We start from the raw sequence: 20,639 nt of genomic DNA, 5'->3' as shown, positions 1-20,639 counted from the left end.
CGCCGGCCTCGATCCGGTGCGTCGCAGTCGGCGGGTTGCGTGCAACATGCAGCACCTGCCTGAAGCGTAGACGAGAGCGCAGACGAGAGCGCCAAACCAGTCGCCGGCCTGAAGCATGCCGTCTTCCATCCCGGGCAGGGGCCTGGACATGGGAGCGGTGCTGCGCTGGTTACCGCTCGGCTGCCTGAATTTCGTATCTCCAGTTCCTCCGTACTTTCATCACGGCGGGAGGTGCCATGCCGGCGCCTCCCGCCGTTTGTATTGGCCCTCCGACTGCGCTCCAACTGCGCGCAGGGCCGCGCTGGGTGAGGTATCCAGCCCTTCCTTGAACTTCCGTTGCCGTCCCCGCAAAATGAAAAAAAAAGCTGCACTGCAGCTTTATTTTCTTATTTTGCGGTGCTATTCTCCAACTCGCGCAAACGTTTGCGCAACGATAACGGCGTCTATCTTCTAGGAAACGCCGGCAACATCAATACTGGAGACCCAGATGAACAAATTCACCCGCCGCCATTTCGCCATTGCCACCCTGGCTTGTGCAGTCCTCCCCGGCGCCGCCCTGGCGCAGACCCCGGCCAAGCCCAAGGTGGCGCTGGTCATGAAGTCGCTGGCCAACGAGTTCTTCCTGAACATGGAGAACGGCGCCCGCGAATACCAGAAGGCCAATGCCGGCAAGTTCGACCTGATCGCCAACGGCATCAAGGATGAGCAGGACACCGCCAACCAGATCAAGATCGTCGAACAGATGATCGTCTCCAAGGTCAACGCCCTGGTCATCGCCCCGGCCGATTCGAAGGCCCTGGTCCCGGTGGTCAAGAAGGCCATCGACGCCGGCATCATCGTGGTCAACATCGATAACAAGCTTGATGACGCGGCGCTGAAGGAAAAGGGCATCACCGTGCCCTTCGTCGGCCCGGACAACCGCAAGGGCGCCAAGCTGGCCGGCGATTACCTGGGCAAGCAACTGCAGAAGGGTGACAAGGTCGCCATCATCGAAGGCGTCTCCACCACCTTCAATGCGCAGCAGCGCACCCTGGGATTCCAGGATGCCATGAAGGACGTCGGTGCCAATGTGGTGACCGTGCAGTCCGGCCAGTGGGAAATCGACCAGGGTAACAAGGTTGCCGCCTCCATCCTGAACGCCCATCCGGACATCAAGGCCATCCTGGCCGGCAATGACAATATGGCGCTGGGCGCCGTGGCCGCCATCCGCGCCGCCGGCAAGACCGGCAAGGTGCAACTGGTCGGCTACGACAACATCAACGCCATCAAGCCGATGTTGAAGGATGGCCGCGTGCTGGCCACTGTTGACCAGTTCGCCCAGCAGCAGGCCGTGTTCGGCATCGAAACCGCCCTGAAGGCGGTCTCCGAGAAGAAGCCGCAAAGCGCCCTGGGCGGCGTGGTCGAGACCAAGGTCTCGCTGGTCACCAAGTAAGCTGGCGGCAAGCGCGGCGCAGGCCTGCACTAGTGCGCTAGTGCAGCCACCCGCGTCTCACTTGCAAGGTACCTGCGCCCGTTCTGCGGCGCAGGCCTTTGTTTCCTCATCGTCCTTTCTGCCGCCGCTTCATGCGCGCCAAAGACCCATGCAGCCCAACGACTCCCCCTCCCGAACCGCCGCCTTGCTGACCCTGTCCGGCATCGGCAAGAGCTATGCCGCACCGGTACTGGACGGCATCGACCTGGATCTGCATCCAGGCCAGGTGCTGGCCCTGACCGGCGAAAACGGTGCCGGCAAGAGTACGCTGTCCAAGATCATCTGCGGCCTGGTCGATGCCAGTGCCGGCCAGATGACCCTGGATGGCCAAGCCTATCAACCGGTGTCGCGCACCCAGGCCGAGGCGCTGGGCATCCGCATGGTGATGCAGGAACTGAACCTGATCCCCACGCTGTCGATTGCCGAAAACCTGTTCCTGGAAAAGCTGCCGCGTCGCTTTGGCTGGATCGACCGCAAGAAACTGGCCGAGGCCGCCCGTACCCAGATGGAAGTGGTCGGCCTGGGCGAGCTGGATCCGTGGACACCGGTCGGCGACCTGGGTCTGGGCCATCAGCAGATGGTCGAGATCGCCCGCAACCTGATCGGCAGCTGCCGTTGCCTGATCCTGGACGAACCCACGGCCATGCTCACCAACCGCGAGGTGGAACTGCTGTTCTCGCGCATCGAGCGCCTGCGCGCCGAAGGCGTGGCCATCATCTACATCTCGCACCGGCTGGAAGAACTGAAACGCATCGCCGACCGCATCGTGGTGCTGCGTGACGGCAAGCTGGTCTGCAACGACGACATCGGCCGTTACTCCACCGAGCAACTGGTGCAACTGATGGCCGGCGAACTGACCAAGGTTGACCTGGACGCCGGCCATCGCCGTATCGGCGCGCCCCTGCTGCGCGTGCGCGGTCTGGGTCGGGCCGGCGTGGTACAGCCGGCCAGCTTCGCCCTGCATGCCGGCGAGGTGCTGGGCATCGCCGGGTTGATCGGCTCGGGCCGCACCGAACTGCTGCGCCTGATCTTCGGCGCCGATCGCGCCGACCAGGGTGAAGTCTTCATCGGCGACGGCCAGCAACCGGCCCGCATCCGCAGTCCCAAGGATGCGGTCAAGGCCGGCATTGCCATGGTCACCGAAGACCGCAAAGGGCAGGGCCTGCTGCTGCCGCAAGCCATCAGCGTGAACACCTCGCTGGCCCATCTGGGCCGCGTCAGCCGGGGCGGCATGCTGGACCACGCGGCCGAAGCCGACGTCGCTCGCGACTATGTGAAGAAACTGCGCATCCGCAGTGCCGGCGTGGCGCAGGCTGCCGGTGAACTTTCCGGTGGCAACCAGCAGAAGGTGGTGATCGCACGCTGGCTGTACCGCGATTGCCCGATCATGCTCTTCGACGAGCCCACCCGGGGCATCGACATCGGCGCCAAGTCCGATATCTACCGCCTCTTCGCCGAACTGGCGGCACAGGGCAAGGGCCTGCTGGTGGTCTCCAGCGACCTGCGCGAACTGATGCAGATCTGCGACCGCATCGCCGTCATGAGCGCCGGCCGCATCGCCGACACCTTCAGCCGTGACGACTGGTCGCAGGAACGCATCCTGGCGGCTGCCTTCAGTGGCTATGTCGGACGCCAGGAAGCCGCCGAAGCGGCCCATGTGGCCGGCAACACGGCCTGAGCGGGCCGCCTGCGCCCAGCCAGAACTTCAACTGCCAAGAATTGACGAGACAGATGCAAACTTCCTCTACCTCCACTCCTGCCGCCAGCCGGCAAGCGGCCTACCTGGCCGGTTTCAAGAACTACCTGGGCCTCATCGCCGCGCTGTTGGCGATGTGCGTGATGTTTGCCTTCCTGAGTGAAAACTTCCTCAGTGCGGCCACCTTCATCACGCTCTCCAATGACATCCCGCCGCTGGTGGTGATGTCGGTGGGCATGACCTTCATCCTCATCATCGGTGGCATCGACCTGTCGGTCGGCTCGGTGATGGCACTGGCGGCCTCCATGCTGTCCATGGCCATGGTGCGCTGGGGCTGGCCGCTGTACGCCGCCGCCCCCCTGGGCGTGGTGGTTGCGGCGCTGTGCGGCACGCTGACCGGTCTGGTGTCGGTGCACTGGCGCATTCCGTCCTTCATCGTTTCGCTGGGCGTGCTGGAAATCGCCCGCGGCCTGGCCTACCAGGTCACCAACTCGCGCACCGAATACATCGGCAGCGCCGTGGACGTCATCAGCTCGCCGGTGCTGTTTGGCATGTCGCCGGCCTTCCTCTCGGCCATTGCCATCGTCATCATTGCGCAACTGGTGCTCACGCGGACCGTCCTGGGGCGCTACTGGATCGGTATCGGCACCAACGAAGAAGCGGTGCGCCTGTCCGGGGTCAATCCCAACCCCAGCAAGATCCTGGCCTTCGCCCTGATGGGCGGGCTGGCCGGCATCGCAGCGCTGTTCCAGGTGTCGCGCCTGGAAGCGGCCGATCCCAACGGCGGCGTGGGCATGGAACTGCAGGTGATCGCGGCCGTGGTCATCGGCGGCACCAGCCTCATGGGCGGGCGTGGCTCCATCGTCAGCACCTTCATCGGCGTGCTGATCATTTCGGTACTGGAAGCCGGCCTGGCGCAGGTGGGCGTGAGCGAGCCGATGAAGCGCATCATCACCGGCGCGGTCATCGTGGTGGCCGTGATCCTGGACACCTATCGTCGTCGTGGCCAGCGCCACGCTCGCTGACGGCAGCACCCACGCCATGTCTACCATCAAGGATGTCGCCAGGCTGGCCGGGGTGTCCTACACCACGGTCTCGCACGTGCTCAACCAGACCCGTCCGGTCAGCCCGGAGGCCAAGGAGCGCGTGCTGGCCGCGGTCAAGGAACTGGACTACGTGCCCAGTGCGCTGGCGCGTTCGCTGCGCAGCAAGGTCACCGGCAGTATCGGCCTGATCATCCCCAACAACACCAACCCGTACTTTTCGGAGCTGGCGCGGGGCATCGAAGACCACTGCTATGGCGCCGGCTACAGCGTCATCCTGTGCAATTCCGACGATGACCCGGCCAAGCAGCGCGACTACCTGCTGGTGTTGCAGACCAAGCGCTGCGACGGTCTCATCCTCGCCACGCTGAACCAGTCCGACCTGAATCCGGCCGGCAAGCTGGACATCCCCACCGTGCTGCTGGACCGCGCCCCCAAGGAACTGGACATCGATCTGGTCAGCACCGACAACGCCCTCGGCGGCAGCCTGGCGGCCCGCCATCTGCTGGACCTGAAGCGGCGCCACATGGCCTGCATCGCAGGACCGGAGGGGCTGGACCTGTCCGACGAGCGGGTGCAGGGTTTCCGCCAGACGTTGGAGGAGGGCGGTGGCAAGCTTGCGCCCAATGACCTGCTGCATGCCGACTTCAGCGGCATCGGCGGCTACCAGGCGGCCATGCGACTGCTGCAGGAGCGTCCCGCCGATGCGCGTCCCGACGCCATCTTCTGCTGCAACGACATGATGGCCATCGGCGTGCTGCGTGCCGCGGGCGAATTGCAGATCGAAGTGCCGGGCCAGCTGTCGGTGGTCGGCTTCGATGACATCGAACTGGCCCAGTTCGTCCATCCGCCCCTGACCACGGTGGCCCAGAACACCCGCAGGCTGGGCAACCTGACGGCGCAATTCCTGCTGGAACGCATCGCCGACCCGGACCTGCCGGCGCGCCGCGAGACGGTGGCGCCACAATTGCAACTGCGGGGCTCGACCGCCCCGTTCGACAACAAGATAAAGAAATAAGAGAAAGCACATGATCGTCATCATCGGCAGCGTCAACATGGACCTGGTTTTGCGCGTGCCTCGCATGCCCATGCCGGGAGAAACCCTGGCGGGCGACAAATTCATGACCATCCCCGGCGGCAAAGGCGCCAACCAGGCCGTGGCCTGCGCCCGCCTGGCCGCACCCGGTACCGCCGTGGCCATGGTGGCCTGCGTGGGCGACGATGCCTTCGGCGCCCAGATGCGCCAGTCCATTACCGCCTGCGGCATCGATGACCGCTACCTCGACGAGGTGGCCGGCGAAGCCACCGGCATTGCCTCCATCATGGTCGATGCCAACGCCCAGAACAGCATCGTCATTGCCGCCGGTGCCAATGGCCGCCTGGACGTGGAACGCATCGAACGCGCCCGCCCGTTGATCGAACAAGCCTCCATCGTGCTGCTGCAACTGGAAGTCCCCATCCCCACCGTGATCCACGCCATCGAGATGGCCCACTCCCTGGGCAAGACCGTGGTGCTGAACCCGGCGCCGGCGCAGGCGCTGCCTCGCGAACTGCTGCAGAAGGTCGATTACCTGATCCTCAATGAGATCGAAGCTGCCATGTTGGCCGAAGAGCGTGCCGTGGCCAACTCCGACGACATCCCGCAACTGGCCGCGCGCCTGCATGCGCTGGGCGCACGCAATGTGGTGGTCACGCTGGGTGAGAAGGGCGTCTACGGCGCCTTCGCCGATGGCCGGCAAGACCATCTGCCGGCGCGCAAGGTGCAGGCGGTCGATACCACGGCTGCAGGCGACACCTTTATCGGCGGCTTCATCGGCGCCATCGCCCAGGGGCGCGACCCGTTCGACGCCATCGCCTACGCCCAGGCCGCTGCTGCCCTGAGCGTGACGCGCATCGGCGCCCAGACCTCCATCCCGACGCGCGACGAAGTCGTGCTCTGATCGTTTGATTTCTCTGCCAGGAATGCCATGAAAAAGACCGCCTTGCTCAACGCCGCCATCTCCCAGCTGATTGCCACTATGGGCCATGGCGACACCGTGGTCATCGGCGACGTCGGCTTGCCGGTGCCGGCCGGCGTCCCTGTGATCGACCTTGCGGTCACGCGCGGCGTGCCGGACTTCATGACCGTGCTGCAGACGGTGCTGAGCGAACTGCAGGTCGAATTCCACGTCGTGGCCGACGAAATGCAGACCGTCAGTCCCGCCCTGGCCGCCCAGGTCGAAGCGCTGGGACTGCCCGGCAAGCGCAGCGTCCCGCATGAAGATTTCAAGCGCCAGAGTGCCCGCGCCAAGGCCTTGATCCGCACCGGCGAATGCACCCCCTACGCCAATATCATCCTCGGCTCCGGCGTGGTGTTCTGAGGCCTAGGCCTGCCATCCCTCTGACAAGCGGCCGGCCGCTTCTCCTATAGCCAGCAACGGTCCTACAGCTGATACTGTCGCGTTTGGATGAAACCTAAGCGGTCAGGACAGAACCATGCAAAGTGAAGGAGGGCGGAGATGCGCGTGCACTCGGTGAGGCTGCCTGGCAGGCCACTGCTGGCCAGGCTGGGCCGCCTGCTGACCTGGTGCGTGACCGCGCTGGTGGCGCTGGCGGCCTTGCTGGCCCTGCTGGTGGCGCTATTCGACTGGAACCTGGCCAAGCCCTGGATCAGCCGCCAGCTCTCCACCATGCTGGCCCGGGAAATACGGGTCGATGGCCCGATCAGCCTGTCCTGGTCGCTGGCCCCGGCCACACCCCAAAGCGACAGATCCTGGCTGCCGCAACTGCACTTTACCGCACGTGACCTGCAGATCGGCAACCCGGACTGGGCGCAGAGCGCCGACCATCTGGTCCGGGCCAGTCTGCTGGACCTGCATTTTTCCCCACTCCCGCTATTGCACTGGCACTGGCATATCACCGACATGCGCGTGACCGGCCTGGACCTGGTCATGGAACGGGCTGACGAGCGCCGCAAGAACTGGCGCTTCTCCGAGCAGCCGCGTTCGCGCTGGAGCTTCGACATCCACCAGATCGTCTTCGACCATGCCCAGATCCGCTATGTGGACCAGCCGCTGGACCTGGACCTGCGCTTCGATGCCCGCCCCCTGAGTGCGGCCGCCATGCGCACCGCCGAGGGCAGCGACAGTCCGCCTGGACTGGTCCTGCAGGCAGCGGTATCGGGCCGCTACGGTGAGGCTGACATACAGGGCCAATTGCGCGGCGGCCCCTTGCCCGACCTGCTCAACGAAGGCAGCGTCTATCCCCTGCAGGCGCAGGGCGACGTGGGCGAAGTCCACACCGTGATCAGCGGCAATCTCGTCAATCCTCATCAGCTGCGGCGAGCCGACCTGCAGATCCGTCTGAGTGGCGACAGTCTCGACCGGCTCTATGCCGCCAGTGGCGTTCCCTTGCCGGCCACGCGTGCGTTCAGCACCCAGGGCAGCCTGACCATCCAGCGGGCCGAGGCCGCGGGCGCGGGCAAAACCGATCGCGATAACGCCACCAAGGCCTGGGACTGGCGCTATGAACGCTTCACCGGCAAGGTCGGTGAGAGTGATTTCGCCGGGGATGCCCATTACTACCGCGGCCCGCCCAAGAACCACCTGAGCGTGACCGCCCACGCCGATCTGTTGCGGCTGGAGGATTACGTGCCGGCCGCCGGTGGCAAGCAGAAAGAGGGCAAACAAGAGGGTAAAAGCGAAGGCAAGCGCCAGGATCGTGTGCTGCCTGAACGCCCGGCGCAGCCGCAGCGCTGGGCCAGGCTGGATGCCGACATCGAACTCAAGGCCAGTCGCGTGCAATTGCATGGTGGGCTGGACTGGCAGGACGCCAGCACCACCCTGCGGCTGAAGGACCAGGTGCTAACCGTCGCGCCTCTGCAATTTGCCATGGCCGGTGGCAAGGGGGACGGCGAAGTCACGCTCGATGGCCGCCAGAACGACATCCGTTCCAGCCTGCAAGTGAACCTGCATGGGGTGCAGGTGCGCCAGCTGTTTCCGAAACTGGCCAGGATCGACGCCAGCTTCGGCAAGCTGGACGGCCAGGCCAGCCTCAACGGCAGCGGCAACTCGGTCGCCGCCATGCTGGCCAGCGCCGACGGGCGGATCAAGGCCGATCTGAGCCAGGGCACCATCAGCCAGTTCATCCTGGAAGCTGCCGGTCTGAACCTGGCCAACGCAGTGTTTGCCAAGATGTACCGTGACCAGCAGGTCAAACTGCTATGCGGCGCCGCCGACGTGACGATCAAGGAGGGCGTGGCGCAGGTGCGGCACGGCATCCTCAATACCGAGGACGCGGCCATCGACATCACCGGCCAAGTCGATCTGGGGCAGGAAAAGCTGGCACTGAACGTCTATCCGCGCACCAAGCAGGTTCGCATCCTGTCGCTGCGGACCCCCTTGTATGTGCGGGGCAGCTTCGCCAAGCCCGACATCGGTGCCAGCAAGGAAGGCCTGGCTGCACGGGCAGGCGCGGCCGCCGCCCTGGCGCTGGTGGCACCGGTAGCAGCGGTGATTCCGCTGATCACCCCCGGCGAGAAGATACCCGACGATTGCGCCCCGCACGCTGCGGCCGATGCGCGCTAGCGCTGCAACAGCGCTAGCCCAGGAATTCGAACAGCGCCTGGAATGCCGGCAGGGCCACCACCAGCCGCTGCGGCTCCTGGTGCAGCGGCAGCCCCAGGGCTTGGGCCCCTGCGCTGATGCGTGAGAGGTCGCCGCCTGAAAAGCGCAGCGCCGCGAAAGCGGCCGGGCGCTGCGGTGCAAAGGCGGCCAGCCCACCAAAGCGCGCCTGCAAGCCAGCGGCATCGGCAAATTCGAGTGCGAAACCGTCTTCCCATTCCCCCAGGCGGGCATAGGCGGCCCGGGTAGCCTCGGGATCGGCATCGGTCACCAGCATGCTGGTGAGACCCTGCACGCCATTGGCATGGCCCATCCATTCAGGGCGCCACACCAGTTCCGGCGTGAAGTGATGGCAGGCGTAGACCCGTCCCGCGGCGAACTGGCCGGGAATCAGGCGTACGGTGGAAAAACGGGCATCGGTGGCAACCCCGTCCAGCAGCACCGGCCGCGAGAAGTGTTGCACCGGCTGCACCGCCAGGCCCAGTGCCTGCCAGGCGTCGTGGCAGGCCGGCACGTCGGCCACGGCATAGACCAGGCCGTCGAGGCCCAGCGGGCTGTCCAGGATTTCCTGGCGCACCTTGTCGCTGTCGCGGGGCTGGCCGATCAACTCCAGGTAGCCGCCGGGGAACATCACCAGATGGTTGACCGAGCCCAGTGTGTGATAGCCGCGCGGGGTGAGCGTAAAGCCCAGCGCCTGCAGCTGGGCATGGGCAGCGTCGATGTCGTAGTGGGTATTGAGGACGAGGTGATCCAGCCGCGCGGGAATATTTTGCGCCAGCGGGAGCGTTTCGGGCAGACCTTGGGTCATAGAAGCCAATCAACAAGAATGAATCTGCCAGGAAGCGGCAGGCTGCCATTTTACGTGCGGCAAGCTGGCCTGTCATGGCAGGGGATTTGTCTCGGAAAGTGGCCGCGACGCCAAGCTTTCCGATAAGCTTGCCACCAAGCTCTACCGTGGCGGCGCAAGTGGGTGGACATGGGCAGTCAATCGACCCGTACGAAGGCAAGTACGAAGACAGTACGATCAGGAAGGGCATTATTTTGGATCAGCAACCGGCAATGGAGGGGAATAGCCCCCTCAGCAGTGCCTATCGTCACGCCTTGCTGGAGGCTATCGATGATGGTTTTTGCATCATCGAGTTCATCGATGGGCCGCATGGCCCCTTGAGCGATTATGTTCACATCGAGGCCAACTCCGGCTATTACCGTCATACCGGCATCGAGGGCATCGTCGGCAAGCGCCTGCGTGAAATCGAGCCCGAGAATGCCCAGGTCTGGCTGGATGTGTATGGACAGGTCCTGCTGACCGGCCAGCCCCTGCGTTTCGAGCAGGAATTCAAAGCCGTCGGTCGTCATATCGAGGTCTCCGCCACGCGCGTGGGGCCGGTGGAAATGCGCCAGGTCTCGGTCCTGTTCCGGGACGTGACGGCGCGTCGCCGGACCGAGGCCGCCTTGCGCGAGAACGTCCAGCGCGTGCAACTGGCCCTGGAAGCCGGCGCCATCATCGGCACCTGGATCTGGGATATCCCCTCGGACCGCCTGAACGTCGACGAGGGCTTTGCCGTGGCCTTCGGCCTGGCGCCAGAGCGCGACCTGTCGCGCCTGTGCATCGCCGACATCATGGAAGCGGTGCACCCTGACGACCGCGAACTACTGTCGGCCCGCATCCGTGAAACCCTGGCCCGGGGCGGCACCTACGCCCACCAGTACCGCACGCGTCGACGCGATGGTCGCTACTACTGGCTGGAAGCCAACGGCCGCGTGGAATTGACCCCGGATGGCGTACCCAGCACCTTCCCCGGCGTACTGATCGATATCGAGGGCCGGCGCGCCGTCGAAGCCGAGCGCGACCGCGCCCTGGCCGCCTTGCGCGCGCTCAATGAGACCCTGGAACAGCGCGTCCAGGAACGGACCACCGCCTTGCTTGAGGCCGAGGAAGCCTTGCGCCAGGCACAGAAGATGGAAGCGGTGGGGCAACTGACCGGTGGCCTGGCGCACGACTTCAACAATATCCTGGCCGGCATCAGCGGCAGCCTGGAACTGATGAAGGTACGCATGGCCCAGGGCCGCATCAGCGACATCGAACGCCATCTCAACGGCGCCCAGTCCGCCGTCAAGCGTGCTGCCGCGTTGACCCAGCGCCTGCTGGCGTTTTCGCGACGGCAGACGCTGGACCCCAAGCCCGCCGATCTCAATCGCATCGTGGCCGACATGCACGAACTGATCGGCCGCAGCGTCGGCCCGGCCATCACGGTGGAAACCATTGCCGCCGGCGGGCTCTGGCATACCTTCGTGGACGTCGGCCAACTGGAAAACGCCTTGCTCAACCTCTGCATCAACGCCCGCGACGCCATGCCGCATGGGGGCCGCCTCACCATCGAGACTGCCAACCGCTGGCTGGACGACATGGCGGCCATGCAGCGCGGTGTGACGCCGGGCCAGTATGTGTCCCTATGCGTGAGCGATACCGGCACCGGCATGTCGCCGGACGTGGTGGCGCGCGCCTTTGATCCCTTCTTCACCACCAAGCCCACGGGGCAGGGGACGGGGTTGGGCCTGTCCATGGTGTATGGCTTTGCCGGCCAGTCGGGCGGTGCGGTACGCATCTATTCCGAACTGGGCCAGGGCGCCACCCTCTGCATCTACCTGCCGCGTCACCACGGCCAGGCGGGCGAAGAAGAACTGCTCATGCCGGACGAAGCCGGTGCCACGGCAGCGCCAGGCAGCAAGACCATCCTGGTGGTGGACGATGAACCGCTGGTGCGCATGGTGACCGTGGAGGTCCTGTCCGACCTGGGTTACAGCGTGCTGGAGGCCGAAGACGGGCCGACGGCCCTGAAGCTGCTCCACGCCTATCCGGAGCTGGACCTGCTGATCACCGACGTCGGCCTGCCCAATGGCATGAACGGCCGCCAACTGGCCGACGCCATCCGCGCCCCGCGACCGGATTTGCCGGTGCTGTTCGTGACCGGTTATGCCGAGAACGCGGTGCTCAACCATGGCCACCTGGAACGGGGCATGCAGGTATTGACCAAGCCGTTCGCAGCCGATGTGTTGGCGCGGCGGGTACGGGAGCTGGTGGGAGAGGAAAGGTAGTCCGCGAGCCTCAGTCGAGCTCCTGAAGGCAGTAGTCTGAACGGTGGCGGCACGGCTGCTCCCGTTGGCAGCATTTCAGGCAAGGCAATCTGCATCTGGTCGCATGACGCTGGCGACGCGTGGGGACAGCCGTGACAATCGGGTCCATCGTTTTATCGGAAACCGCCATGTCCCCGCCCCCCATCGTCACCCTACACCTGAGTGCTGCGTTGTGTGCCGCGGCAATCGGCCCGCTCGCCCTCTGGACCCGCCTGGGTCGCACGGTACGTCCGCGCTGGCATCGCGTCCTCGGTTATGGCTGGCTGGGCTGTATGGTCATCACCGCTCTGTCAGCGCTCTTCATCCGTTCGCATGACTTGCCCAATGTCGGCGGATTTTCGCCACTGCATCTGCTGGTGCCGTTGACCGGGGTAGGGCTCTATCGCGCCATCACCGCAGCCCGGCGCGGAGACATCGTCCAGCATCGGCGCACCATGCAGGGCATCTATGTCGGCGCCTGTCTGGTGGCGGGGCTCTTCACACTGCTGCCCTCACGCTATCTGGGGCAACTGGTCTGGGGCCAATGGCTGGGCTGGCTGTGACCGCGCTGGCCCGTCTAGACCGCCGCGCCAAAGAATGAACCGATGGCCGCAGTGCTGGCCATGGCCAGCGAGCTCCACAGGCTGACCCGCAAGGCCCCCTTCCAGAGGTTGGCGCCCCCGGTCCGGGCCGCGACCGCGCCCAGCACCGCCAGCGACAACAGGGCAGCGATCACGATCGCCTCCAGCAGCACGCCTGCAGGGGCCAGCCATACCACGGCCAGCGGCAGGGCTGCGCCCACCGCGAAACTCAGCGCCGAGACCAGTGCCGCCTGTACCGGGCGCGCGGTGGTAGTTTCGGAGATGCCCAGCTCATCGCGGGCATGGGCGTCCAGGGCGTCGTGGGCCATCAACTGGGTCGCTACCTGGTTAGCAGTTTCCTGCTTCAGGCCACGGCGCATGTAGATCGCCATCAACTCGCGATGTTCGCCCTCGGGGTCGGTTGCCAGTTCTTCCTTCTCCTGGCTCAAGGCCGCCTTTTCGCTATCAGCCTGGGAATGCACGGAGACATATTCGCCGGTGGCCATGGACATGGCACCAGCCACCAGGCCAGCCACGCCCGTCAGCAATACGTTCTCGTGGCTGGCGTTGGCGGCCACCACGCCCACCAGCAGGCTGGCAGTGGAGACGATGCCGTCGTTGGCACCCAGGACGGCGGCACGCAGCCAGGAAATGGCATCGACCTTGTGATGTTCGAGATGGAATCTGGGCATGGCTATGCAGTAGACGAGGTGTCGGAATGGCGCAGATTCTAGGGGTGGGGCGGCGAGAATGCCATGACAATTAGCGAAAATGAGGGCAATTCGCATTTGTTGGCCGCTTGGTGAAGAAACTGACGGGCGCTGACTTCCTGCAGTCCCACGAGGATGACAGACGGGATGATGGGCCGCTCGCGGTAGTGGCCGATGCCGCTGGTTTTAGCGCTCTGCTAGTCTGGGCTGCAGGATCGCCTATTCGTTTCCGCTGACACTGCAAAGGCTGCAGAGCCTGCCATCGCACCATCACCAGAAGGAGAACATCATGTCCGATCGCAAGCCCAAGACTGCCATCGCAATCGTTGCCGCCATTGCGGTGTTGGCGCTAATCGGTGGCGTTTCCTTGCTGGGGATGTTCCAGGCCGCCGGCCACAGTTGAACGGCAGCGACACGACGCCGCAGCAGGCCGGGTGCAAATCCGGCAGAGGGCATGAACCTCTACGTTCAGCCCTGACTGCCGTGGCGTGACCTGCTCTCCAGCCATCGGAACAGCACCATCCCCGCCAGCATCGCGACGACGAAGGCCATCCCTTTCCGTTCTCCCTCACCCAGCAGCACCAGTGCCGGGCCCGGGCAGATGCCGGCGATTCCCCAGCCGACCCCAAACAGCAGACTGCCCAGAATCAGGCGCCGGTCAATGCGCGTGGCAGCGGGCAGTTGCATCGGCTGTCCCAGCAGCGATTGCTGCATCTTGCGGGCGCGCGCGAAAGCGATCACACCGACCCCGATCGCTCCACCCATCACGAAGGCCAGCGAAGGATCCCACGCCCCCGCCAGATCAAGGAAGCCGAGTACCTTGGCCGGATCGGCCATGCCGGAAACAATCAGTCCCAGGCCGAACAGGAGACCGGCTACCCCTGCAGCGAGCGCAGCGAACATCTCTTTGTTATTCATCTTTGCACCCATGGATGGTGAACTCAGAATCCGGCCAGGTGGCGCAGCAAATAGACGCTGACGAAGCCGGCGCCCATGAAGCTGGCAGTGGCAACTGCCGACCGAGGAGAAAAGCGGGATAAGCCACAGACGCCATGCCCGCTGGTGCAGCCAGCGCCGTAGCGCGTGCCCACCCCCACCAGCAAGCCGGCCAGCACGACCTGCGGGTAGCCGGCGTCGATGCGCACCGCGGGGAGGGCCGTGACGGCGCCATAGAGCAGCGGCGCCAGCAACAGTCCCAGCACGAACAGGACGCGCCAGCCGGTGTCGCGCGAGGGGGGCTGCAGCAGCCCGGCCACGATGCCGCTGATACCGGCAATGCGGCCAGTGAAAAGCACCAGCAGGGCGGCAGCGGCCCCGATCAGCATACCTCCCACCAGCGCCCCGCCGGGGGTAAAACTGTTCCACGCAATGTGCATGTTCATTCCTTCGGGCAGTAGAGTTGGTACATCAGTTCGAGCATCGCCAGCAGCCGTTCATCGGCCACACGGTAGTAGACGCGCTTGCCGTCGCGGCGGGTAGTGACCACGCCCTCGTTGCGTAGCACGCCCAATTGTTGCGACAGGGTGGGCTGCCGGATATCAAGCGCTTCTTCCAGTTCGCTGACGCACATCTCCTGCTGCGACAGCTGGCACATCAGCAGCAGGCGGTCTTCATTGGCAAGGACCTTTAGGGCGGTGACCGCTTCACCGGCGGCCTGACGCATCTGTTCGGCGCGTAGCGGGGTTACGTTGCTCATGCGTTTTCAATATCAAAAAATATAATATATTAAAACATATAATAATGGCCGCAAGCGGACAACGCAAGGATTTCAGGAAAGGGGCAGGAAAGAGAAGGGACTGCAGGCAGGAGTGCGGGCCGGGCTGCGGCAGAGGTCGCGCAAGCAAGCAGGCGGCGGACCGGTGTTGGCGAGATCCTCGCCCGGATGATTCAGGAAGCGGCGTGCAGCAGATCGATCAGCCGACAACTGGCCTGTCTGGCGGCCGCCATGGCTTCTTCGGCAAATGCAAAAGGCGCGTCTTGTCCGCAAAACTGCAGTTCGCCATTGATATAGAGATCCCAGGTCCACCCACCGACACCGGTTCTTCCGTTGCCGCCTGTAGCACCGCCGTCGGGGCTGGCCGGACATTTGAGCTCGATCCGGACCAGCTCGTTGCGATACCTGAAAAGTGCCTTTCTCATCTTCCCCGCCGCGTTTCTTATCGTGGAGCAGGTGGCTTTGACAAAGCTCATCCTGAACTGCCCCAGTGTACGCTATTACTCCAATGACAACAGTGCTATTGAGCCACATGCACGAAATGCAATCATTGCCAATACGGCAATAGCAGTCGTCTATGGATTTTCACTTGGCGGCGATACGCTTCCCTCCAGATGCGTCCGGCCCGGCGCCAAGCAGCTTGTCTAGCCATTCGTCGTGATGATGGTGGGGCGTGGTGATGGCGTAGAAGCTCTCGACCAGTTCACTGGTCTGCCCGGCCACGACCAGGGTGCCGTTGCGCAGTTCATCCTGCACCACCACTTCCGGCAGGACGGTCAGCCAGCCGCTGTCGCGGGCGATCAATCGCAGCATGGCCATGTCGTCGACTTCGGCGCGCATGCGGGGGCGCACGTCGTTGGAAATGCACAGGGCGTCGAACTGCATGCGCAGTGCGTGGCGCGGCCCGGGTAGGGCCATATCCACGCCTTCCAGATCTTGCGGGATACGCAGGCTGCGGCTTTCCCAGCGCTGCGCCGGGCCCACCACCGATACTGCCTGGCTGCCCAGGAAACGGCAGTGCAGCGGACGATCCGGGTCGGAGGGCACCGTCTCGTTGGCCAGGACCACGTCCAGCTGGTGTTGCACCAGGCGCTCCAGCAGGCCCTCCAGCAAGCCCGATTCCAGGGTCAGCGACACGCTGGCGTCCGACATGATCGGCCTCAGCCAGTTTTCCTGATAGTTACGCGACAGCGTCGCCACGCTGCCTACCCGCAGCCGGGTGATGCCGGCGGAGCGTCCTTCCAGGCGGCCCAGCATTTCCTGGCTCAAGCCGAAGATATTGTCGGCATAGGTGAAGACCAGTTGACCGGTATCGGTCAGGCTCAGTCGACGGCCCTCGCGGATGAAGAGATCTTCTTCCAGCTGCTTTTCCAGCTGACGAATCTGGGCTGACACCGCCGATTGCGAGGTATGGAGCTCTTCCGCCGCGCGGGTCAAATGGCCGAGCTTGGCGACGCGCCAGAAATAGCGCAGATGATGGAAATTAAGCTGTTCTAGTCGCATCGTTCTTTTTTATAGATTGATTTGTTCATATAAATGTAATTTACAGAACGATCTTTGACAAGCATCATCCGGCCATCGCACTGCATGAGGCTTCCTGTCATGACCACCATTTCCGTACTTTCCTGCGCAGCCTGGGCAGCGCCCGGGCTGATGTTCGCCATGGCCACCCTGGCGGCCGGCACGTCGTTGCCACCCATGCGTCTGTGGCGTTGTTACCAGGCCCTGTCAGGCCTGGCGCTGTTTCTGGCATTGTCGCTGGCCGTAGCGGCCTTGTTCTTCGACCGCCATGCTGCTCCCTGGCCCGGGGTTCTGGGCACGTCCACCCTCGGTCTGGTGCTGGCGCTACTGGTGCAGGGCCTGGGTACGGTGATCGGCAGCTTTTCGGCTCGCTACCTGCAGGGGGAGGGCGGTCAGCGCCCCTACATCGCGGCCCTGTCGGTGGTGCTGATGGCCGTACACCTCTTGCTGCTGGCGGACCACTGGCTGGTGCTCATCGTCGCCTGGGCGCTGGTCGGGCTGGCGCTGGAAAAGCTGCTGTGCTTCTACCCGGACCGGCCCTTCGCTCGCCTGGCGGCGTACAAGAAACGCATCGCCGACCGCCTGGCCGATGTGCTGTTGGTCGCAGCGGCCGCACTGGCGTGGTCGGCAGTCGGCAGCGGTTCGTTGCCGGCGCTTTGGTCTCACCTGGCTCACCTGCCTCACGCGGAGCAACATGCCATGTCCCCGGGCCTGCAGCTGAGCGCACTCTGCCTGGTGCTGGCGGTAATCCTGCGTACCGCCTTGCTGCCGGTGCACGGCTGGTTGATCCAGGTGATGGAGGCGCCCACGCCGGTCTCGGCCCTGCTGCATGCAGGCGTGGTCAACCTGGGCGGCTTCGTGCTGGTGCGCTTTGCGCCGCTGCTGGACCAGGCCGTGGCCGCGCGCAGCGTGCTGCTGGTGGTCAGTGGCGGGACGGTGCTGCTGGCCGGGCTGGTCATGCTCACACGCATCAGCATCAAGGTGAAGCTGGCGTGGTCCACCGTGGCGCAGATGGGTTTCATGCTGCTCGAATGCGTTGCCGGCCTGTACATGTTTGCGGCCCTGCATCTGATCGGTCATTCACTGTACAAGGCGCATGCCTTCTTGTCCGCGTCGTCGGTGGTGCGGGACACCCGGCTGCAAGCCCTGCATGCGCCGGCCCTGCCATCCGCGGCCAGCGTGGTCGCAGCACCGCTGCTAAGCGCTGCGTTGGTCCTGGCCCTGCAAAACGTCAGTCCCCATGCGGCCTGGCCGTGGTGGTGGAGCGGGGTGCTGGTCCTGGCCTGGGCACCCTTGTTGTGGCTGCCGCAGCGGCCGGAAGGGTCACGCCTGCGCAGCGTCGGCCTGGGGCTGGGTGGCGCCGCCGGCCTGACGCTGGCCGCCCTCGTGGCGCACCGGTTGCCGCTGCAGATCGTCGATTCCCCCCGCACCGGCTACGGCGTGCTGGCGCTGCTGACCATGCTGGTCCTGTATGTCTGCATGGGCTTGCTGCAGCTTCGCCCGCAAGCCATGGCGGCATGGCGTCGCCGTAGTTACGCCGGCTTCTACCTGGATGAGGCCTACACCCGCCTGGCCTTGACCCTGTGGCCATCCGACTGGGCGCCCAAAGCGCGCCGGGCGGCCGCAAATCAACAGACTAATCAGGGTACAACGCAGACCGCGCCCAGCTTGCTGGGCGATGCCCGGCATTGAGCCAGCCAGATCCGGATCACAAGGAGAACACCCATGAATGCCTTACATCAGAATGCCCAGGCAGCGCTGGCCAGCGCGCCGGTGCAGGCACAGGCCTGGACCGGGCAACAGGACCGCCTGCTCGAACAAGCCTGCCAGGACGCCTGCGGCGCCATTGCCCCGGCCTGGCCACTGGATCGCGCCATTGCCGTCAATCCCCACTGGACCCGCGTGGGTATGCCGCTGCGCCAGGTTGCTGCGCGCATGCTGCTGCTGGGCGGGATCCAGGTCTTCCCGCCGCAGGAGCAGTTGCGCCAGGCCTGGGAGCAGGGCCGCGTCACCCGCGACGACTTGCGCTATGCGCTGCAACAGTCGCAGGAAGCGGCCGACCGTGGCATCGACGAGGCCCATTGCCTGGCGATGCTGACCTCGCCCACCCAGGTGCAGCGGCTGCCCTTGCTGATCGACGTCCTGGACAACGATCCGCAGCGCCATACCCGGCTATCCTGGCGGCAGGCCATCACGCACCAGGTCAGCCAGACCTGTGCCGCCTATTTCGACCGTCACCAGGCCGATTGGCAGCCGCAGCGCGGCATGGGCCTCTACGCCTTCTGGCGCGAGACGCTGGAGCATGACCACGGCATCGGCCTGTTGATGGGCCTGCCACACATCGCCGATGGGATCCGCGCCTTGCCGGCCAGCGCCCATGAGGCCGAGCGCTGGGTCATGCAGCACCTGGGCCTGCCCAGTGAAGTCTGGGCCGATTATCTGGAAGCAGTGCTGCTGACGGTCAATGGCTGGGCCTCCTGGTGCGCGTATCTAGGCTGGCAGGCGCGCCTGGAACAGGGCGAGGACCAGCACCTGCGCGAACTGCTGGCCATCCGCATGGCCTGGGGCGCCTTGCTGCTGGAGTGCAAGGACGATGTCGCCGCCGGTCACGCTTTCCACACCGTCCAGCAGGCCTGGGCGCGGTCGCCGGAACGGTTGCAACAGGCGCAGCACGATCTGCTGGTGGACGAACTCTGGCAGGTGGCCCTGGAGGCCGGCTATCAGCGCCGTCTGGCGCAGCAACTGCAGCGCCACGGCGAGCCCGCCGCAAGCGCTGCGCCTACCATCGAGGTGCAAGCCGCCTTCTGCATCGACGTGCGCAGCGAGCCCTTGCGCCGCGCCCTGGAGGGCGTGCATCCTGGCATGCAGACCCTGGGCTTCGCCGGTTTCTTCGGTCTGCCGGTGGCCTATACCCCGCTGGCCAGCGAAGCCAGTCGTCCGCAATTGCCTGGCCTGCTGGCACCGGCCTACCAGGTGCGCGATACCATCCAGCCAGCCGGCGCCGCCCAGCCCAGCAGCGTGCTGACCGACGCCGTGGGCCGCAGCCGGCGCCAGACCCTGGCCACCCAGGAACAGTGGCAGGGCAATACCCGCTGGCCGGGGTCGGCGTTTTCCTTCGTCGAGGTGGCCGGCGTGACGGCGCTGGGGGGCTTGTGGAAGTGGTTGCGCCCCGGACAGGCCGAACGCGCGCGGGACGACCTGCACGGCTTGCCGAGTCGTTACCGCCAGCTCTGCCGTCCGCAACTGAACGCCATCTCGCTCCCCGACAAGATCACCCTGGCCGCGCGGGTGCTGCACGCCATGGGACTGGATCGGCAGATCGCGCCGCTGGTGCTGCTGGTGGGCCATGGCAGCCAGTCGGCCAACAATGCGCATGCGGCCGCCCTGGATTGTGGCGCCTGCTGCGGCCAGACCGGCGAGGTCAATGCCCGTACGCTGGCACAGCTACTCAATGAGACCGAGGTGCGGCGCGGCCTGCTGGAGCGGGGGATCCTCATTCCCGAGGACAGCCGCTTCCTGGCCCTCCTGCACAACACCACCACCGACGAGGTGGAGGCCTTCGATCTGGACCTCTTGCCGACGAACGCCCGCCAGCGCTGGGATGCCTTGCAACCGACCCTGGCCGAGGCCGGCGATCGGGTGCGCCGTGAACGCGCCGGCCGGCTCGGCCTGCAGGACAGGCTGACGCCGCCAGCCCTGTTGAAGGCATTGCGCCGGCGCGCCAATGACGGCGCCGAGACCCGCCCGGAATGGGGGCTCACCGGCAATGCCGCCTTCCTGATTGCGCCCCGCACGCGCAGCCGCGGGCTGGATCTGGGCGGTCGCTGCTTCCTGCACGATTACGACGCCAGCCAGGACGCCGACGGCAGCGTGCTGGAACTGCTGATGACCGCACCCATGCTGGTGACCCACTGGATCAACTGGCAGTACCACGCCTCCACCAGCGACCCGGTGCGGCTGGGCAGCGGCAACAAGCTGCTGCACAACGTGGTGGGCGGCACCATTGGCGTATTCGAAGGCAATGGCGGCGATCTGCGCATCGGGTTGTCGCGCCAGTCACTGCATGACGGCCAGCAGTGGGTGCATGAGCCCTTGCGGCTGACGGTAGTGGTGGACGCCCCGCAGGCAGCCATCGACGACATCGTCTCCCGCCATGCCATCGTGCGGCAGCTGCTGCAGCATGGATGG

At 65.3% G+C, this 20,639-nt stretch carries 18 protein-coding genes; 11 read left to right on the top strand and 7 right to left on the bottom strand.

Going from position 1 to position 20,639, the window contains the following annotated elements; translation table 11 throughout:
• The first annotated feature begins 487 nt into the window (after window positions 1–487).
• The 7 genes from HFRIS_RS20180 (at window position 488) to HFRIS_RS20150 (ending at window position 8,775) form a co-directional block, all read left to right on the top strand.
• On the top strand, window positions 488–1,432 hold the full coding sequence (locus HFRIS_RS20180) for a sugar ABC transporter substrate-binding protein (RefSeq protein ID WP_006464843.1): 945 nt from the start codon (window positions 488–490) through the stop codon (window positions 1,430–1,432).
• 148 nt (window positions 1,433–1,580) lie between these two features.
• Complete coding sequence (locus HFRIS_RS20175) at window positions 1,581–3,149, top strand: sugar ABC transporter ATP-binding protein (protein WP_006464842.1); 1,569 nt, start codon at window positions 1,581–1,583, stop codon at window positions 3,147–3,149.
• Window positions 3,150–3,202: 53 nt separating this feature from the next.
• Window positions 3,203–4,192 carry an ABC transporter permease gene (locus HFRIS_RS20170; RefSeq protein ID WP_006464841.1) on the top strand — a complete coding sequence of 330 codons (990 nt, stop codon included), beginning with the start codon at window positions 3,203–3,205 and terminating at the stop codon, window positions 4,190–4,192.
• Between the two features lie 16 nt (window positions 4,193–4,208).
• Window positions 4,209–5,228, top strand: a complete 1,020-nt coding sequence (locus HFRIS_RS20165; RefSeq protein WP_039876671.1) for a LacI family DNA-binding transcriptional regulator — start codon at window positions 4,209–4,211, stop codon at window positions 5,226–5,228.
• A gap of 10 nt (window positions 5,229–5,238) precedes the next feature.
• A complete protein-coding gene (gene rbsK, locus HFRIS_RS20160; RefSeq protein ID WP_006464839.1) occupies window positions 5,239–6,150 on the top strand; it encodes a ribokinase in 912 nt (303 codons plus the stop codon).
• Between the two features lie 27 nt (window positions 6,151–6,177).
• The gene (gene rbsD / locus HFRIS_RS20155; protein ID WP_006464838.1) at window positions 6,178–6,570 is read left to right on the top strand and encodes a D-ribose pyranase; all 393 of its coding nucleotides are present in this window, start codon (window positions 6,178–6,180) and stop codon (window positions 6,568–6,570) included.
• A 138-nt stretch (window positions 6,571–6,708) separates the two neighbouring features.
• Complete coding sequence (locus HFRIS_RS20150; RefSeq protein WP_006464837.1) at window positions 6,709–8,775, top strand: AsmA family protein; 2,067 nt, start codon at window positions 6,709–6,711, stop codon at window positions 8,773–8,775.
• 13 nt (window positions 8,776–8,788) lie between these two features.
• Here HFRIS_RS20150 and HFRIS_RS20145 read toward each other — a convergent pair whose 3' ends face one another.
• On the bottom strand, window positions 8,789–9,619 hold the full coding sequence (locus HFRIS_RS20145) for a VOC family protein (RefSeq protein WP_006464836.1): 831 nt from the start codon (window positions 9,617–9,619) through the stop codon (window positions 8,789–8,791).
• Between the two features lie 251 nt (window positions 9,620–9,870).
• Between HFRIS_RS20145 and HFRIS_RS20140 the strand changes: the two genes are divergently transcribed.
• Both HFRIS_RS20140 and HFRIS_RS20135 read left to right on the top strand, forming a co-directional pair.
• Window positions 9,871–11,907, top strand: a complete 2,037-nt coding sequence (locus tag HFRIS_RS20140; RefSeq protein WP_006464835.1) for a hybrid sensor histidine kinase/response regulator — start codon at window positions 9,871–9,873, stop codon at window positions 11,905–11,907.
• Between the two features lie 167 nt (window positions 11,908–12,074).
• The gene (locus tag HFRIS_RS20135) at window positions 12,075–12,488 is read left to right on the top strand and encodes a DUF2306 domain-containing protein (protein ID WP_081626891.1); all 414 of its coding nucleotides are present in this window, start codon (window positions 12,075–12,077) and stop codon (window positions 12,486–12,488) included.
• 14 nt (window positions 12,489–12,502) lie between these two features.
• On the opposite strand, the gene HFRIS_RS20130 is transcribed toward HFRIS_RS20135, so the two are convergent.
• From HFRIS_RS20130 to HFRIS_RS20105, 6 genes are all read right to left on the bottom strand, one after another.
• Window positions 12,503–13,198, bottom strand: coding sequence for a VIT1/CCC1 transporter family protein (locus HFRIS_RS20130; RefSeq protein ID WP_006464833.1), 696 nt, complete (start codon window positions 13,196–13,198; stop codon window positions 12,503–12,505).
• A 486-nt stretch (window positions 13,199–13,684) separates the two neighbouring features.
• The gene (locus HFRIS_RS20125) at window positions 13,685–14,134 is read right to left on the bottom strand and encodes a YeeE/YedE family protein (RefSeq protein ID WP_039876664.1); all 450 of its coding nucleotides are present in this window, start codon (window positions 14,132–14,134) and stop codon (window positions 13,685–13,687) included.
• Between the two features lie 23 nt (window positions 14,135–14,157).
• A complete protein-coding gene (locus HFRIS_RS20120) occupies window positions 14,158–14,592 on the bottom strand; it encodes a YeeE/YedE family protein (protein WP_006464831.1) in 435 nt (144 codons plus the stop codon).
• A 2-nt stretch (window positions 14,593–14,594) separates the two neighbouring features.
• Entirely contained in the window at window positions 14,595–14,912 is a 318-nt protein-coding gene (locus HFRIS_RS20115; protein WP_006464830.1) for an ArsR/SmtB family transcription factor, read from the bottom strand.
• A gap of 191 nt (window positions 14,913–15,103) precedes the next feature.
• The gene (locus HFRIS_RS20110; RefSeq protein ID WP_234296667.1) at window positions 15,104–15,406 is read right to left on the bottom strand and encodes a hypothetical protein; all 303 of its coding nucleotides are present in this window, start codon (window positions 15,404–15,406) and stop codon (window positions 15,104–15,106) included.
• Between the two features lie 109 nt (window positions 15,407–15,515).
• Entirely contained in the window at window positions 15,516–16,433 is a 918-nt protein-coding gene (locus HFRIS_RS20105) for a LysR family transcriptional regulator (protein WP_006464828.1), read from the bottom strand.
• Window positions 16,434–16,532: 99 nt separating this feature from the next.
• Here HFRIS_RS20105 and HFRIS_RS20100 point away from each other — a divergent pair, with 99 nt between their 5' ends.
• Both HFRIS_RS20100 and HFRIS_RS20095 read left to right on the top strand, forming a co-directional pair.
• Window positions 16,533–18,143, top strand: a complete 1,611-nt coding sequence (locus tag HFRIS_RS20100; RefSeq protein WP_006464827.1) for an NADH-quinone oxidoreductase subunit L — start codon at window positions 16,533–16,535, stop codon at window positions 18,141–18,143.
• Between the two features lie 33 nt (window positions 18,144–18,176).
• Window positions 18,177–20,639: YbcC family protein (locus HFRIS_RS20095; RefSeq protein WP_006464826.1), on the top strand; the 2,463-nt coding region annotated here is incomplete at its 3' end.

This window comes from Herbaspirillum frisingense GSF30, assembly GCF_000300975.2.
In the GTDB taxonomy this organism is placed as follows: Bacteria; Pseudomonadota; Gammaproteobacteria; order Burkholderiales; family Burkholderiaceae_D; genus Herbaspirillum; species Herbaspirillum frisingense.
The sequence above is the reverse complement of the archived record's forward strand: the minus strand, read 5'-3'. Positions and strand labels throughout refer to the sequence as shown.

Excerpts from the sequence above, each read along its gene's own strand:
- HFRIS_RS20110 (WP_234296667.1), bottom strand. The coding sequence starts at position 15,406 with ATGAGCTTTGTCAAAGCCACCTGCTCCACGATAAGAAACGCGGCGGGG.
- HFRIS_RS20125 (WP_039876664.1), bottom strand. The coding sequence starts at position 14,134 with ATGAATAACAAAGAGATGTTCGCTGCGCTCGCTGCAGGGGTAGCCGGT.
- rbsK (WP_006464839.1), top strand. The coding sequence starts at position 5,239 with ATGATCGTCATCATCGGCAGCGTCAACATGGACCTGGTTTTGCGCGTG.
- HFRIS_RS20165 (WP_039876671.1), top strand. The coding sequence starts at position 4,209 with ATGTCTACCATCAAGGATGTCGCCAGGCTGGCCGGGGTGTCCTACACC.
- HFRIS_RS20145 (WP_006464836.1), bottom strand. The coding sequence starts at position 9,619 with ATGACCCAAGGTCTGCCCGAAACGCTCCCGCTGGCGCAAAATATTCCC.
- HFRIS_RS20180 (WP_006464843.1), top strand. The coding sequence starts at position 488 with ATGAACAAATTCACCCGCCGCCATTTCGCCATTGCCACCCTGGCTTGT.
- rbsD (WP_006464838.1), top strand. The coding sequence starts at position 6,178 with ATGAAAAAGACCGCCTTGCTCAACGCCGCCATCTCCCAGCTGATTGCC.
- HFRIS_RS20135 (WP_081626891.1), top strand. The coding sequence starts at position 12,075 with ATGTCCCCGCCCCCCATCGTCACCCTACACCTGAGTGCTGCGTTGTGT.
- HFRIS_RS20130 (WP_006464833.1), bottom strand. The coding sequence starts at position 13,198 with ATGCCCAGATTCCATCTCGAACATCACAAGGTCGATGCCATTTCCTGG.
- HFRIS_RS20115 (WP_006464830.1), bottom strand. The coding sequence starts at position 14,912 with ATGAGCAACGTAACCCCGCTACGCGCCGAACAGATGCGTCAGGCCGCC.
- HFRIS_RS20100 (WP_006464827.1), top strand. The coding sequence starts at position 16,533 with ATGACCACCATTTCCGTACTTTCCTGCGCAGCCTGGGCAGCGCCCGGG.
- HFRIS_RS20105 (WP_006464828.1), bottom strand. The coding sequence starts at position 16,433 with ATGCGACTAGAACAGCTTAATTTCCATCATCTGCGCTATTTCTGGCGC.
- HFRIS_RS20120 (WP_006464831.1), bottom strand. The coding sequence starts at position 14,592 with ATGCACATTGCGTGGAACAGTTTTACCCCCGGCGGGGCGCTGGTGGGA.
- HFRIS_RS20150 (WP_006464837.1), top strand. The coding sequence starts at position 6,709 with ATGCGCGTGCACTCGGTGAGGCTGCCTGGCAGGCCACTGCTGGCCAGG.
- HFRIS_RS20140 (WP_006464835.1), top strand. The coding sequence starts at position 9,871 with ATGGAGGGGAATAGCCCCCTCAGCAGTGCCTATCGTCACGCCTTGCTG.
- HFRIS_RS20175 (WP_006464842.1), top strand. The coding sequence starts at position 1,581 with ATGCAGCCCAACGACTCCCCCTCCCGAACCGCCGCCTTGCTGACCCTG.
- HFRIS_RS20170 (WP_006464841.1), top strand. The coding sequence starts at position 3,203 with ATGCAAACTTCCTCTACCTCCACTCCTGCCGCCAGCCGGCAAGCGGCC.